The sequence below is a fragment of the Cytobacillus sp. T106 genome (assembly GCF_040492155.1).
In the GTDB taxonomy this organism is placed as follows: Bacteria; Bacillota; Bacilli; order Bacillales; family Cytobacillaceae; genus Bacillus_AB; species Bacillus_AB infantis.
This window is the reverse complement of the sequence record NZ_JBEUMK010000002.1, coordinates 245,291-260,583: the sequence shown is the minus strand read 5'-3', so window position 1 is coordinate 260,583 and position 15,293 is coordinate 245,291. Positions and strand designations below refer to the sequence as shown.

Sequence of the window (15,293 nt, the reverse complement as noted above, 5' to 3'; positions counted from 1 at the left end):
GAATTCTTATGTCCTGCCGGGCTTAGATAACCCTTCTATATTTTTGACAGCACATAAGAATTCCCGCTTTCCCGATAAGATAAGAAGCTCACTGCTGACACTTGCCGCTTCCCGCACGGAAGCTATGCAGACTGCTGTTATGCGGGATTCCAGCGCCAGTGAAATCAAACTCCTGCTTTTTTAAAAGTGACCATTGGTCATAGAAAATATATCCACTTCTCAACATTCTCCCTTTCCCGTCTGAATTCCTGCTTCTTTTTGTTCGATTCTGCCGAATATTTTACCTTTAGCTTTCATTTCACTATAATAAGACCACAAATAGTGTTCATGATCCTGCCGGGTTTATGACCTGCAGATTGATTATTGCACCAATTAGGAGGAAGTTCACATTGCTAAAAATGTTTTCAACCCAGCTGACGGGAATCTTCAAGAAGCTGATGGAAAAAGAAGAATTCAGCATTGAGGACGCAGCCCGGCTGCTGGCCCAGGCCCCTGCAGGCGAAGGCAGGATCCAGATTTATGCCACCCGCGAAATGAAGGCTGCTGCCCTGGAGGCAACCGAAGGAGCAGAACCGCTCGCATCTGCCGCCCAGTGGACTGATGCTCATTCAGAAAATGATATCGCTGATACAGACCGCTTTCTGATCATCTCCCGCCACTCTAATGATGAACAGGCAGTCGCCCTGGCAAAAGCACTTTCTGAAAAAATGATTCCGTTTGCCGCCATTTCCACTGCTGTAGAAGGAGAAGGCCCTTCCCTCGCTGAGCTTGCGGATGTCCATATCGACCTGAAATTAACAAAGGGACTGCTTCCCGATGAAGAAGGAAACCGCTTCGGCTACCCCTCTGCCATCGCTGCACTCTTTGTGTACCATGGTCTGAAGTTCACGATTGATGAGATATTGAGTGAGTATGAATAGCAGAACAGATGACTCCAAGTACAGTTTTCTGCCTCTAATGGGGCTGTTGATTTCCGTTCCAGGCACTTCGCTTTCCGCGGGGCGACGCTGAGCCTCCTCACGCTTACGCGCTGCGGGGTCTCAGCATTGCCGCTGCAATCCCGCAGGAGTCTTCGTGCCTTCCACTGCAATCAACAGGGTTTCTTACACTCTTTGGGCATCTTGCAGTTATTCACCCAGTTAAAAAACTAAGCCCCCTCAAATCCAGAGGGGGCTTTTGTATACTTAGTTATTTTCCTGATGCTTCAAGGATGCGCCGACGAAGTCGCGGAACAGCGGCTGCGGGCGGTTTGGCCTTGAGATGAATTCAGGGTGGAACTGGGAAGCGACAAACCAAGGGTGATCCTTCACTTCAATGATCTCAACAAGACGGCCGTCCGGGCTTGTACCAGAGAAGACAAAGCCTTTCTCCTCCATTGCCTGGCGGTAATGGTTGTTGAACTCATAGCGATGGCGGTGGCGCTCATAAACAACCTCATCCTGGTAAGCAGCATATGCATTTGTTTCTTCATTCAGCTTGCATGCCTGCAGGCCAAGGCGGAGCGTCCCTCCGAGATCTTCAATGTCCTTCTGCTCAGGCAGCAGGTCAATGATCGGATGCGGTGTAGAAGGATCAATTTCCGCTGAATGCGCTCCTTCCAATGAAAGGACATTGCGGGCAAATTCAATGGAAGCAAGCTGCATGCCAAGGCAGATGCCAAGGAATGGGCGCTTCTGCTCGCGTGCATACTGAATGGCAAGGATCTTTCCATCAATGCCGCGGTCGCCGAATCCGCCCGGAACAAGGATTCCGTCAGCATCCTGAAGAAGCTCCTCCACGTTACCTTCTGTTACTTCTTCTGAATTGACCCATTTGATTTCAATATCAGAATCATAGGAATAGCCGGCATGTTTCAATGCTTCCACAACAGAAATATAGGCATCCTGCAGCTCAACATACTTTCCGACAAGGGCAATCTTCGTTGTCTTGGACAGATTGCGGACCTTGTTCAGAAGCTCTGTCCATTCAGCCATATCTGCCTGTCCGCAATCCAGCTTCAAGTGATCACAGACGATCTGGTCAAAATTCTGCTCCTGCAGGGCAAGTGGGACTGCGTATAATGTATCGGCATCACGGCACTCGATAACAGCCTTCGGATCAAGGTCACAGAACAGACCGATTTTATCCTTCATATCCTGGGAAACCGGCATCTCAGTACGAACGACAATGACATTTGGCTGGATCCCGAGGCTTCGCAGTTCTTTTACGCTGTGCTGTGTCGGCTTTGTTTTCATTTCGCCTGCAGCTTTGATGTAAGGAATCAAGGTACAGTGGATATACATAACGTTGTCGCGGCCGATATCACTCTTGATCTGGCGGATCGCCTCAAGGAATGGCAGGGATTCGATATCCCCTACTGTACCGCCGATTTCTGTGATGACGACATCGGCATTGGTCTCATGACCTGCACGCATAACTCTTTCTTTGATTTCATTGGTAATATGCGGGATAACCTGGACTGTTCCGCCCAGATAGTCGCCGCGGCGCTCTTTTTTCAGGACAGTGGAATAGATTTTTCCAGTTGTCACATTATTGAACTTAGTCAGATTGATATCGATAAAGCGCTCATAGTGGCCAAGATCCAAATCCGTTTCGGCGCCATCGCCTGTAACGAAAACTTCACCGTGCTGGTATGGGCTCATGGTTCCCGGGTCAACGTTGATATAGGGGTCAAACTTCTGAATGGTGACATTCAAGCCTCTGTTTTTCAGCAAGCGGCCCAAAGACGCAGCGGTGATCCCTTTTCCCAATGACGACACAACGCCGCCTGTTACAAAAATATACTTTGTCATGTTATTTCCCCCTCATATTCAGTTTGTGCATTTTCTGCATCCTTTAGGTAAGGCTTTTCCTAAAAAAAATTTGCTGTTCCTGGTTGTAGCCAAGAACAGCTAAAAATAAAAAGCGCTCCCTACCAAACAGTAAGGGAGCGCTATTGCATATACATTCATATGGTCCTTTTTTAAGGAGCCCAAAAATGATTCTACAAGCCTGGCTTGGAAAAGTCAAGCGATTATAGATCTTCTTCGTCTTCGTCGAGGTCCTCGTCTTCTTCATCAAGGTCTTCGTCTTCTTCAATATCATCTTCAAGAAGTTCATCATCATCTTCGAAGTCGTCGTCTGAGTCCTCATCAAGATCGTCTTCGAGTAGATCGTCGTCATCCTCGTCCAGATCATCATCGTCATCAAGGTCATCGTATTCGATGTCTTCCTCGTCGAGCTCATCATACTCGTCCAGATCAAGATCGATGTCTTCAGCCTTCGCCGCTTTCTTGGCCTTTTTCTTCTTCGGCTTCGCTGCTGTCATTGTATCTTCTTCCATTGTATCAACAGGGTACCAGCTGCGAAGGCCCCAGCGGTTTTCTCCCATTGCAATGAAGCGGCCGTCAAGGTTCAGGTCAGTATAGAACTGGGCGATCCTTGAGCGGATTTCCTCATCTGATACTTCAAGACGCGTTTTATATTCGTTCATAATGTCGGTAAAAGAAACCTGCTGCTTTGTGCCTTTAAGCAGTTCGTAGGCAATATCGATAAAGGACATTTCCTGCAGCTCTTCTTTTGTGAATTGGTCTAGACTCACTATACGCACTTCCTTTCCCTATATAACACTCGCTATCGGAGCGCAAAATACTGTTAAGAACACCGGGGCTTCCCGGATATGCATTGCTTTTAAAAAGGCATAGGATTCAGCCTCTCCAAAAGCATCCCTAGATGAATAAAAGGCATAAGAATGCCTTTTGCAAGCTGGATAGACAGCTTATGTAAAATACATATTCTTCATTATAAACAAATTGCTGGTGTTTATGCTAGTTCTATCTCCAGTTTCCTTGCATTTTTGCTGTGAGACAAACTTTTGGAAGGCTTGCTGCTGCAGGTCTCCCGGATGGGTTCCTTCTTTTGCACGGGAAGAGCTTCTATCCGGGGACCCTTTCAGGTCTTTTTCCTCTTCCCCGGCCCCCTGCCTTTTCTTCCGGAGAGCTGGCCCATGGCCAGGTACAGAAAGTAGATGGACAGCAAAAAGAAAGCGACCGCACCAAGCTGCCTCTGGTATAAGAAGTAGAAGGCCGCTATCGCAGCAGCAAAAGCGCCTATTGAAAATATCTGTCTCAATCCGTTCACATCCTGCATATCAATATCACTTAGGACTGCATTCCCTTTCATTATAGCGGAGAAAAGCCTTTTATCCTAAACACATTATGATGTTTTCCAGAAAAATATATCCTTTTTCCGAATACAAGACAGAGCCATGGGCTGTCTTTGGCCCCTGGCTCTATCCTTGCTACATATTGCGGCGGTATTGTCCGCCCACCTCATACAGCGCCCTCGTGATTTGCCCGAGGCTTGCATACTTGACGGTTTCCATAAGCTCGGCAAAGATATTGCCGTCTGTCACCGCTGCTTCTTTCAGGCGGGACAGGGCTTCACCTGCATGATCCTTGTTCCGTTCCTGGAAGCTCCTGAGATTCCTGATTTGTGTTTCTTTTTCTTCCTTCGTCGCCCTTGCGATTTCCATGCTGTCCATCTGCTCTTCTGACGGAGGATTTGGATTCAGATATGTGTTCACGCCGATGATCGGGAGCTCACCGGTATGCTTCTTCATTTCATAATACATAGATTCATCCTGGATCTTGCCCCGCTGGTACTGCATTTCCATGGCACCGAGCACGCCGCCCCTGTCGTTGATCCGTTCGAACTCCTGCAGGACCGCTTCTTCCACCAGGTCTGTCAGTTCATCGATGATGAAGGCCCCCTGAAGAGGATTTTCATTCTTTGTAAGGCCATGCTCTTTTGTAATGATCATCTGGATGGCCATCGCCCGGCGGACAGATTCCTCCGTAGGCGTGGTGATTGCTTCATCATAGGCATTCGTGTGCAGGGAGTTGCAGTTATCATGGAGAGCCATTAATGCCTGCAGTGTTGTCCGGATGTCATTGAAATCAATTTCCTGGGCATGGAGTGAGCGCCCTGAAGTCTGGATATGGTACTTCAGCTTCTGGCTCCGCTCATTGGCTCCGTATTTATCCCTCATTACAGTTGCCCAGATGCGGCGGGCCACCCTGCCGATGACGGTGTATTCCGGATCGAGCCCATTTGAGAAAAAGAAGGAAAGATTCGGTGCAAAATCATCGATTTTCATGCCTCTGCTCAAATAGTACTCAACATAAGTGAAGCCGTTCGCCAGCGTAAAGGCCAGCTGTGACAGCGGGTTTGCCCCTGCCTCGGCGATATGGTAGCCGGAAATGGAGACAGAATAATAATTGCGGACCTTTTTATCAATAAAATACTGCTGGATATCACCCATCATCCTGAGGGCAAATTCTGTTGAGAAGATGCAAGTATTCTGTCCCTGGTCTTCCTTCAGGATATCCGCCTGGACGGTACCGCGCACCGTCTGCAGAGTCGCCGCCCTTACTTCTTCATGCTCCGCTTCGTTAAGCTTTCTGCCAAGCTCTCCTTCTTTCTTTTCCACCTGCTGCTCGACCGCCGTGTTCATGAACATGGCCAGAATGATCGGTGCCGGTCCGTTAATGGTCATTGAAACAGATGTGGACGGATGACAAAGGTCAAAGCCGGCATATAATTTTTTCATATCATCAAGCGTACAGATGCTGACACCGCTCTCCCCAACCTTGCCGTAAATATCCGGGCGGTAGTCCGGATCCTCGCCGTATAAGGTGACGGAATCAAACGCTGTGCTCAGGCGCTTTGCCGCATCGTCCTTTGATAGGTAATGGAAGCGGCGGTTCGTCCGTTCCGGTGTCCCTTCCCCGGCGAACTGGCGCTTCGGATCCTCTCCCTCCCGCTTGAACGGGAAGACGCCTGCGGTATACGGGAAGGCACCCGGCACATTCTCTCTGTAGATCCAGCGGATGATTTCGCCGTAGTCCCTGTATTTCGGGAGCGCGACCTTAGGGATCTGCAGGCCTGAAAGGCTCTTTGTCTTCAGGATGGTAATGATTTCTTTATCGCGGATCCTTGTTGTGAACTGCTCCCCGGAGTATTTCTCCTTGAGGTTTTCCCAGCCTTCCAGGATCTTTTTTGATTCGGCTGTCAGCTTTTCTTTTGTTTCCGCAGCCAGGTCCTCTAAGGAAACCAGAGTCTCTTCGCTTCCGCCTGACTCTTTTACGGCCTGGATTGCTCCTTCAAGCTGGAACAGCTTCCTGGCAAGGGCTGCCTGGTCTTCCGCTTTTTTATGGTAATTGCGGACCGTTTCAGATACTTCGCGCAAATAATAGCGCTGTTCATTCGGAATGATGACATTCTGCTTTTCGACCACTTCATTTTTGGAAAAAGAAGTGCTCCAGCCGAGGCCCGCTTTTTCATTCATTTTTTCGACCAGCGCGGCAAATAAAGCATTGGTGCCCGGATCATTGAACTGGCTGGCGATCGTGCCGTAGACCGGCATCTCTTCCAGCTCTTTCTCAAACAGCATATGGTTGCGCTGATATTGCTTCTGCACCTGGCGGCGGGCATCCTCTGAGCCCTTGCGCTCGAATTTATTGATGACGATCAGGTCAGCGTAATCGAGCATATCAATTTTTTCAAGCTGGGAAGGCGCCCCGAATTCACTTGTCATCACATACATGGACAGATCGCAGATTTCCGCGATTTCAGCATCACCCTGCCCAATCCCGCTCGTTTCGACGACAACCAGGTCAAAGCCGGCAGCCTTTACGACAGAGATGGCATCCTTGATGGCCAGCGACAGTTCGCTCTTGGACTTCCGTGTCGCAAGGCTCCGCATATAGACGCGCGGCGAAAAGATGCTATTCATGCGGATCCGGTCGCCAAGCAGCGCTCCGCCTGTTTTCTGCTTTGTCGGATCGACAGAAAGGATGGCTACTTTCTTTTCAGGGATTTCATTGATGAAGCGGCGGATCAGCTCATCCGTCAATGAGCTCTTTCCTGCTCCGCCAGTCCCGGTGATTCCGATAACCGGTGCCGTTTTTTCCAGTGTCTTGATTCTTTCCATGAGCGATTCTGCCGCAGCTGCCGCTTCTTTTTCAAGCCCGACGCCATGCTCGGCAAGCGTGATCAGCCTGGCGATGCTGTTCACTTCGCCTGCTTCAAGCTTTTCAAGCTCTGCTGCACTCTCCACTGAAACGGTCGGATAGTCGCACTCAGCGAGCATTTCATTGATCATGCCCTGCAGACCCTTCTGGCGGCCGTCTTCCGGCGAGAAGATACGGGCAATCCCGTATTCATGAAGCTCTTTTATTTCGCGCGGGATGATGACGCCTCCACCTCCGCCGTAGATGCGGATATGAGAAGCTCCCCTTTCCTTCAGCAAATCGTACATGTATTTAAAATATTCAACATGGCCTCCCTGATAGGAGGAAATCGCGATTCCCTGGACATCCTCCTGGATCGCCGCATTCACGACCTCTTCCACTGACCGGTTATGGCCAAGATGGATGACCTCTGCCCCGCTCGCCTGGATGATCCTTCTCATAATATTGATGGAAGCATCATGCCCGTCAAAAAGGCTTGAAGCGGTAACGAATCGCAAGTGATGCTTCGGCCTGTAAATTTCTGCTGTACTCATTCGTCTGACTCCCCCTGTTCCTGGATTTTACTGCCGGCAGGCACTTTTGCCTGATCATGCTTTATCCCTTGAATCAGAAGCTCTGTCTGCAGTTCAATATATTCATCAAGACTGTACACCCTCTGCAGCGCCCAGCGGCGGAATCCCCACATCTGGCCCTGCACGAAAATATTGTGGGCGATCATCTTAACCTCTTTTTCCGTCAAATCGAGTTCCCCGTTGTCCACACAGCGCTGAATGACATCTTCAAACATGGAGACCATTTCAATTTCTTTTCTCAGCACATATGGAAGGGCATCCTTTGACAGGGATTTTGCTTCCTGGTACATGACCAGGACTTCATCCTGCATATCATCCACAACCCGGAAATAGTAGGCGATCCCGAGCTTCAGGCTATCGAGCGTCCCCCTGTTGGCATCAAGGGCCTCCTGCAGCCTGTCGCGGACCGAATCATAGATGCTGTCACAGACAAGGTACAGCACATCCTCCTTTGTGCGGATATACTCGTAAAGCGTCCCGATGCTGAACCCGGAGGCCTTTGCAATCTCCCTTGTCGTGGTGCGGTGAAAGCCTTTTTGCTTAAAAAGATTCACCGCTCCCTTGATCATTTCGTCCCGCCGCTTTTTCACCAGCTTTTCATCTTTTACAGAAGCATGGACTTCCCGTTTTTTCATAAATTTGCACTGCCCTCCTCTGGCCGCTCTTTATGAGGCAAAAGTGGACCTTTCCCTACTGGTGGCTGTTTTCGCGGAGGTTGTTTATTTTAAATTAGGAAAGAGCCCTATCCTCTTATGTTCTATTTGGTTATCATCCTGGAAATGACAAGGCGCTGGATTTCCTGAGTGCCTTCATAGATCTGCGTAATCTTGGCGTCACGCATATATCGTTCGACCGGATAGTCCTTGGTGTAGCCATAGCCGCCGAAGACCTGTACGGCCTCAGTTGTCACTTTCATTGCCGCATCGCCTGCAAACAGTTTGGACATGGCCGATTCCTTGCCGTACGGCAGACCTTCCGACTCAAGCCATGCAGCCTGATAAGTCAGGAGCCTTGCTGCCTCTACACTTGTCGCCATATCGGCCAGCTTGAAGCCGATTCCCTGCTGAAGGGCGATCGGCTTGCCGAACTGCTCCCGCTCTTTCGCATAATCGACAGCAGCGTCCAATGCCCCCTGGGCAATGCCGACTGCCTGGGCTGCAATGCCGTTCCTTCCGCCATCAAGAGTCATCATGGCGATTTTAAAGCCTTCTCCTTCTTTGCCGAGCATATTTTCCTTTGGCACACGGCAGTCTTCAAAGATGATTTCGGTTGTCGGCGAAGATCTGATGCCCAGTTTCTTTTCCTTTTTGCCGACAGAGAATCCAGGAAAATCACTTTCAATGATGAAGGCTGTGGTGCCTTTCTGCCTGCTCTCCGGATCTGTCAGGGCAAATACGACATAGATGTCGGCGATTCCGCCGTTTGTGATAAAAATCTTTGAACCGTTCAGCACATAATGGTCACCGTCAAGGCGGGCCGTCGTCCTCATGCCGCCTGCATCCGAGCCGCTGCCCGGCTCTGTCAGGCCGTATGCACCGATCTTTTCACCCTGCGCCATCGGCTTCAAGTATTTCTGCTTCTGTTCTTCACTGCCGAACTTATAGATTGGCCAGCCTGCAAGCGATGTATGGGCAGACAAAGTCACCCCTGTGGATGCACAAACCCTTGAAAGCTCCTCGACTGCAATGCAGTATGCCAGATAGTCGCTTCCAATTCCGCCGTACTCTTCAGGCCAAGGGATTCCTGTCAGCCCGAGTTCGGCCATCTTATCGAAGATTTCACGGTCAAAGCGCTCTTCCTCATCGCGCTCTGCCGCGCTCGGCGCCACTTCATTCTTTGCAAAATCGCGGACCATTTTCCTGATCATTTCATGTTCTTCCGTCAGTCGGAAATTCATCGTATTTTCCCCCGTCCATTTCAATATTGGCCTGCCTCTTACTTACAGGTTTTTGCTGATGACAATTCTCTGAATCTCGCTTGTGCCTTCATAGATTTCGGTTATTTTACTGTCGCGGAAATACCGCTCGACAGGGTAATCTTCTGTATATCCATAGCCGCCGAACACCTGGACAGCTTCTATGCTCGTTTCCACTGCTGTTTTCGAGGCAAAAAGCTTTGCCATGCTGGCCTGCATCCCGCAGCGCTCGCCATTCTGGCGCATCATCGCTGCCTGGTAGACCAGCAGTCTTGAGGCTTCTACATTTGTGGCCATATCAGCCAGCTTGAAGCCGATGCCCTGCTGATGGCTGATCGGCTTCCCGAATTGGCTTCGTTCCTTCGAGTAGGCAACCGCTGCTTCCAATGCCGCCTCCGCGATGCCGAGGGCCTGGGCTGCAATGCCGATGCGCCCCGCGTCCAGATTGGCCATGGCAATTTTGAAGCCTTCCCCTTCAGCACCAAGGAGATTTTCTGCCGGAACCCTCATATCCTCAAAGTTGAGCTGAACCGTCCGGGAACCGTGAAGCCCCATCTTCTCCTCGTCCTTGCCGATCACAAGGCCGGATGTCCCTTTTCCAACAATGAAGGCAGAAACGCCCTTTGTCCCAAGCTCAGGGCTTGTGGATGCGAAGACGATATACACATCCGCTTCGCCGCCGTTTGTAATGAATACCTTCGAGCCGTTGAGGATGTATTCATCCCCGTTTCGGACCGCCTTTGTTTTCAAACTGCCTGCATCAGAGCCTGCCCCGGCCTCTGTCAGGCAGAATGCGCCGAGATATTCTCCCGCAGCAAGTTTCGGTACATACTTCTGCTTCTGCTCCTCCGTCCCGAAATACAGGATCGGGTTGGTGCCGACCGATGTATGGACAGACAGGATGACTCCGACGGTTGCGGATACCTTTGACAGCTCATTGATGGCAATGATATAGGAGGTGAAGTCCATTTCTGCCCCGCCATATTTTTCGGGCACGGGAATTCCCATCAGCCCGAGTCCGCCCATCTTTTTCAATATGTCACGGGGAAACTCCCCTTGCTCCATTTTTTCAATGAATGGCGCAATTTCGCTCTGGGCGAAGTCACGGACCATTTTCCTCATCATTTCCTGTTCTTCTGTAAACCGTAAATTCATGGCTAATCCCTCCTGGTGTCCATTCTGGGCTTTCCAGTTCAGCTGTACTGATAAAAGCCGCGGCCGGACTTCTTCCCGAGCCAGCCGGCCTTCACATATTTCCGGAGCAGCGGGCATGGGCGGTACTTATCATCGCCAAACCCTTCATGAAGCGTTTCCATAATGTAAAGGCACGTATCTAGACCAATGAAATCCGCCAATGTGAGCGGCCCCATCGGATGGTTCATGCCAAGCTTCATGACTTCATCGATTGCTTCCTTTTCTGCAACACCTTCATAGAGGGTATAGATGGCCTCATTGATCATCGGCATCAGGATGCGGTTTGAGACAAATCCCGGAAAATCATTTACCTCGACCGGCACCTTGCCGAGCTTATGAGTCATTTCCTCGATCGCTGTGTATACCTCATCGGCTGTAGCAAGCCCGCGGATGATTTCAACAAGTTTCATAACCGGGACCGGATTCATGAAATGCATCCCGATTACCTTTTCCGGACGCTTTGTCGCGGCAGCAATTTCCGTAATTGGCAGGGAAGATGTATTGCTTGCCAGGATTGCATGATCCGGGGCAATCCCATCAAGCCGTTTGAAGATATCGGCTTTAATTTCAATATTTTCTACGGCAGCCTCGATTACCAGGTCCACCCTGCCTGCGTCTTCCAGATTGTCAGAAGGCTGCAGGCGGCGGAGCACCTCTTCCATCTCGGCCTCTGTCATGCGCTCCTTGGATACCTGACGGGACAGGTTCTTCTTGATTACACCAAGCCCCCGCTCAATATATTCAGCCTTCAAATCATTCAGCAGCACTTCATATCCTGCCTGTGCACATACCTGTGCGATTCCAGAGCCCATCTGCCCTGCACCGATGACCATTACTTTTTTCACTTCCACGGTTACTCCTCCATTTCTCTTCCAGTCTTCTAATCTATTATTTCGCCGGAACTTCAATCATGATGGCATCTCCCTGGCCGCCGCCGCTGCAGATTGCCGCGATGCCGGTTCCTCCGCCCCTGCGCTTCAGCTCATAGATCAGCGTCAGGATAATCCTCGCACCGCTTGCCCCTATCGGATGTCCGATGGCAACGGCCCCGCCGTTCACATTCACTTTACTTTCATCCAGATTGGCAATCTTTCCGCTCGTCAGGGCAACTGCAGCGAATGCTTCGTTTATTTCAAACAGGTCAATGTCATCGATGGACTTGCCTGTTTTTTTCAAAAGCTCGTTGATGACAAGTCCTGGTGTTTTCGGAAAATCCTTTGCCTCAACAGCGATTGCCGTGTGGGCCAGTATATAAGCCTGAACTTCCTTGCCTTCCCGTTCAGCCCGCTCCTCGCTCATCAGTACAAGTGCGGCTGCGCCGTCATTCACTCCCGGTGCGTTACCGGCAGTGATCGTTCCATCCCCATTGAATACAGGGGCAAGCTTTGCCAGCTTTTCAACGGAGGTATCCTTGCGCGGTGCTTCATCCTGCTTTACGACAAGCGGATCGCCTTTGCGCTGCGGCACCTCTACTGCCACAATTTCTTCAGCCAGCCTGCCGCTTTCGATCGCTTCGACAGCCCGCTGGTGGCTTCTGTATGCCCATTGGTCCTGTTCCTCCCGCGATATTTCCATTTCCTTTGCCGTTGAATTTCCGTAAGTCCCCATATGGACGCCTGTAAAACTGCAGCTGAGGCCGTCATGAATCATCAGGTCCTTCACAGTCGAATCGCCCATCCGCAGGCCCCATCTGGCTTTAGGCAAAAGATATGGCGCATTGCTCATCGATTCCATCCCGCCGGCCACAATCACTTCTTCATCACCGGCCCTGATGATCTGGTCGCCAAGCGTCACACTCCTCATTCCTGAGGCGCAGACTTTGTTGATCGTTTCTGTTTTAACTTCCCATGGAAGACCGGCTTTATTGCCTGCCTGCCGGGAAGGTATCTGGCCCTGGCCTCCCTGAAGGACCGATCCGAGAATCAGCTCCCCAACCTCTTCAGGACGGACATCGGCACGCTTCAATGCTTCCTTGACGGCTGCAGCTCCCAAATCAGAGGCAGTCAGGCTGCTTAATGCCCCTCCCATTTTTCCAAAAGGTGTCCGTGCTCCGCTAATAATGACTGTTCTTCCCATCTGTATCCTCTCCTCAAGGCAAATTGGTCTTTAATTTGCTGGGCAAATTTAATTTTAATTTGTGGGCAATTTTTGATTGCCAGGTGAATTTGGTGTTCTGTTTTGACTGAACGCTCGCTCGAAATGAAGCCAAAGCCTGCTGAACTCAGCCTGTCTTCCAAGTCTTAAACAGAATAAGGACAAAAAGGAGACCATTCGAAAAGGTTCTCCATCTTTGTAAGCGCTTTATTTATATTTCCATCTTACTCCATCCGCAGCGAAAATAAAAATATTTTCCTGAAGATTCTTAATAATCACGGCATTATTTTTCTAAGAAAGGCCCGGTGCGCCAGGCCTTTCTCAAGTTTCAGCTCAGGATACAAGAGTCTGCGGCTCGCCGATCACGGCTTTTTCAAGCAGCTCTGCCACATCATAGGTTTGGACTGTTTCTTCCGCTTCTTTAGCCTTCGTGCCATCTGACAGCATGGTCAGGCAGTACGGGCAGCCGGAAGAAATGACTGAAGGATTGACAGCCAGTGCCTGCTCTGTGCGGGCAACGTTGACGCGGTGTCCTGTTTCTTCTTCCATCCACATAAGTCCGCCGCCGGCTCCGCAGCACATGCCTGTCTCCCGGTTTCTTTCCATCTCCACCAGCTTCACGCCAGGAATGGACTTAAGGATTTCGCGCGGCGGATCATACACCTCGTTATAGCGGCCGAGGTAACAGGAATCATGGAAGGTGATCGTTTCATTCACATCAAATTGCGGCTTCAGCCTGCCTTCTTTTACAAGATCGGCAAGCAGCTCTGTATGGTGATACACCTCTGCCTCAAGCCCGAAATCCGGATACTCGTTTTTGAAAATGTTATAGGCATGAGGGTCGATCGTTACAATTTTTTTGACTTCATTTTTCTCGAATTCCTCAATGTTCTTTGCGGCAAGCTCCTGGAACAGGAATTCATTGCCGAGGCGCCTTGGCGTATCTCCGGAGTTTTTCTCCTTATTGCCAAGGATCGCAAATTTCACACCGGCTTCATTAAGGAGCCTTGCAAATGATAAAGCGATTTTCTGGCTCCGGTTATCATATGAACCCATACTGCCGACCCAGAAGAGATATTCGAATTCTTCGCCGGATTTCTTCATTTCCTTCACAGTCGGGACGGATACATCTTCCCTTGCCTCGCGCCAGTCCTCGCGCTCTTTCCGGTTCAAGCCCCATGGATTGCCCTGGCGTTCAATATTGGTCATCGCACGCTGTGCATCCGCATCCATTTTTCCTTCTGTGAGAACAAGATAACGGCGCAGGTCGATGATTTTGTCCACATGCTCATTCATGACCGGACATTGGTCTTCACAGTTCCGGCAAGTCGTACAGGCCCAGATTTCTTCTTCTGTAATGACATCGCCGATCAGGCTTGGGCTGTATGCAAGGCCGGCTGCCGCTTCTTCGGCACCTTTCCCTGCAGCTGCAAGTGCAAGCTGGTTGCCTTTCGTATTAGAGAAAGCAAAGGTCGGAACCCATGGCTGCCTTGATGTTACGGCGGCCCCATGGTTTGTCAGATGGTCGCGCAGCTTCAGGATCAAATCCATTGGCGACAGCATCTTGCCTGTACCTGTCGCAGGGCACATATTCGTACAGCGGCCGCATTCCACACATGCGTAGAAGTCGATCATCTGCAGCTGGTTGAAATCCTCGATTTTGCCGACTCCGAATGATTCCTGTGACTCATCTTCAAAGTCAATTTTCTTCAGCTTCCCGGCATTCTCGGTCCGGTCAAAATACACATTTGCAGGCCCGGCAATCAAATGAGCGTGCTTGGACTGCGGTACATAGACCAGGAAAGCGAGGAGGAACAGCAGGTGGATCCACCAGGAAATATAGAAGATGACGATGCTGGCTGTCTCCCCGATCCCTGAAAATGCCCCGGCTATCAGCGAAGCAACCGGCTCTGTCCATGTCCCCTCATGGCCGTGCCAGATCATGCTCATACCGTTTCCAAGGAGAACGGACAGCATCAGTCCGCCGATGAAGATGAGAACAAGCCCTGCCTTGAAGTTGCGCTTCAGACGGACAAGCTTCTCTACATAGCGGCGGTGGAAAGCCCAGAGAACGGCGACAAGAATCATCAGCGTCACAATTTCCTGGAAGAAAGTGAACCCGGGATACAGCGGCCCAAGCGGCAGATGCGCCCCAGGCTTGATTCCTTTGATGATAAAATCGATCGCCCCGAATTGGACAAGGATGAATCCATAGAAGAACATAACGTGGATGGCCCCGCTCTTCTTGTCCTTCAGGAGTTTTTTCTGGCCAAAGACATTCACCCATATTTTCCCCAGGCGTTCTTTGACGTTTTTATCAAACTCCGCTTTCTTGCCGAGCTTAATATATTCAATTCTGGTTTTAACCACATAGACAAACAGGCTGACTGCGTAAGCGGTTACAAGCAGGAACGCAATTAAGTTGATCCATAGTAATCCATTCATGGCTGATAATCTCCTTTCGTCCTTTTTCCACCAGAAAATTTACAACCAACCAAATTTTCT

11 protein-coding genes are annotated in these 15,293 nt (G+C 50.2%); 1 reads left to right on the top strand and 10 read right to left on the bottom strand.

Annotated features, from left to right (window positions below):
- The first annotated feature begins 389 nt into the window (after positions 1 to 389).
- Entirely contained in the window at positions 390 to 920 is a 531-nt protein-coding gene (locus tag ABU165_RS05710; protein ID WP_318059740.1) for a DUF2529 domain-containing protein, read from the top strand.
- A gap of 264 nt (positions 921 to 1,184) precedes the next feature.
- Here the strand turns inward: ABU165_RS05710 and ABU165_RS05705 are convergent, their stop codons facing one another.
- The 10 genes from ABU165_RS05705 to ABU165_RS05660 form a co-directional block, all read right to left on the bottom strand.
- The gene (locus ABU165_RS05705) at positions 1,185 to 2,792 is read right to left on the bottom strand and encodes a CTP synthase (RefSeq protein WP_094769141.1); all 1,608 of its coding nucleotides are present in this window, start codon (positions 2,790 to 2,792) and stop codon (positions 1,185 to 1,187) included.
- Between the two features lie 221 nt (positions 2,793 to 3,013).
- On the bottom strand, positions 3,014 to 3,580 hold the full coding sequence (gene rpoE / locus ABU165_RS05700; RefSeq protein WP_009792590.1) for a DNA-directed RNA polymerase subunit delta: 567 nt from the start codon (positions 3,578 to 3,580) through the stop codon (positions 3,014 to 3,016).
- Positions 3,581 to 3,930: 350 nt separating this feature from the next.
- The gene (locus ABU165_RS05695; protein ID WP_224948820.1) at positions 3,931 to 4,110 is read right to left on the bottom strand and encodes a hypothetical protein; all 180 of its coding nucleotides are present in this window, start codon (positions 4,108 to 4,110) and stop codon (positions 3,931 to 3,933) included.
- Positions 4,111 to 4,279: 169 nt separating this feature from the next.
- Positions 4,280 to 7,546 carry a fused isobutyryl-CoA mutase/GTPase IcmF gene (icmF, locus tag ABU165_RS05690; RefSeq protein ID WP_311225307.1) on the bottom strand — a complete coding sequence of 1,089 codons (3,267 nt, stop codon included), beginning with the start codon at positions 7,544 to 7,546 and terminating at the stop codon, positions 4,280 to 4,282.
- Entirely contained in the window at positions 7,543 to 8,220 is a 678-nt protein-coding gene (locus ABU165_RS05685; protein WP_101548877.1) for a TetR/AcrR family transcriptional regulator, read from the bottom strand. Before ABU165_RS05685 ends, icmF begins: the two co-directional genes overlap by 4 nt.
- 122 nt (positions 8,221 to 8,342) lie before the next feature.
- Positions 8,343 to 9,482: an acyl-CoA dehydrogenase gene (locus ABU165_RS05680; RefSeq protein ID WP_094769199.1), complete on the bottom strand. Its 1,140-nt coding sequence runs from the start codon at positions 9,480 to 9,482 to the stop codon at positions 8,343 to 8,345.
- A gap of 42 nt (positions 9,483 to 9,524) precedes the next feature.
- Positions 9,525 to 10,655: an acyl-CoA dehydrogenase gene (locus ABU165_RS05675; RefSeq protein WP_009792585.1), complete on the bottom strand. Its 1,131-nt coding sequence runs from the start codon at positions 10,653 to 10,655 to the stop codon at positions 9,525 to 9,527.
- A gap of 38 nt (positions 10,656 to 10,693) precedes the next feature.
- The gene (locus ABU165_RS05670) at positions 10,694 to 11,545 is read right to left on the bottom strand and encodes a 3-hydroxybutyryl-CoA dehydrogenase (RefSeq protein ID WP_311225305.1); all 852 of its coding nucleotides are present in this window, start codon (positions 11,543 to 11,545) and stop codon (positions 10,694 to 10,696) included.
- Positions 11,546 to 11,582: 37 nt separating this feature from the next.
- A complete protein-coding gene (locus ABU165_RS05665) occupies positions 11,583 to 12,770 on the bottom strand; it encodes an acetyl-CoA C-acetyltransferase (RefSeq protein WP_318059739.1) in 1,188 nt (395 codons plus the stop codon).
- Positions 12,771 to 13,121: 351 nt separating this feature from the next.
- Positions 13,122 to 15,233, bottom strand: a complete 2,112-nt coding sequence (locus ABU165_RS05660) for a (Fe-S)-binding protein (RefSeq protein WP_318059738.1) — start codon at positions 15,231 to 15,233, stop codon at positions 13,122 to 13,124.
- Positions 15,234 to 15,293: the final 60 nt, after the last annotated feature.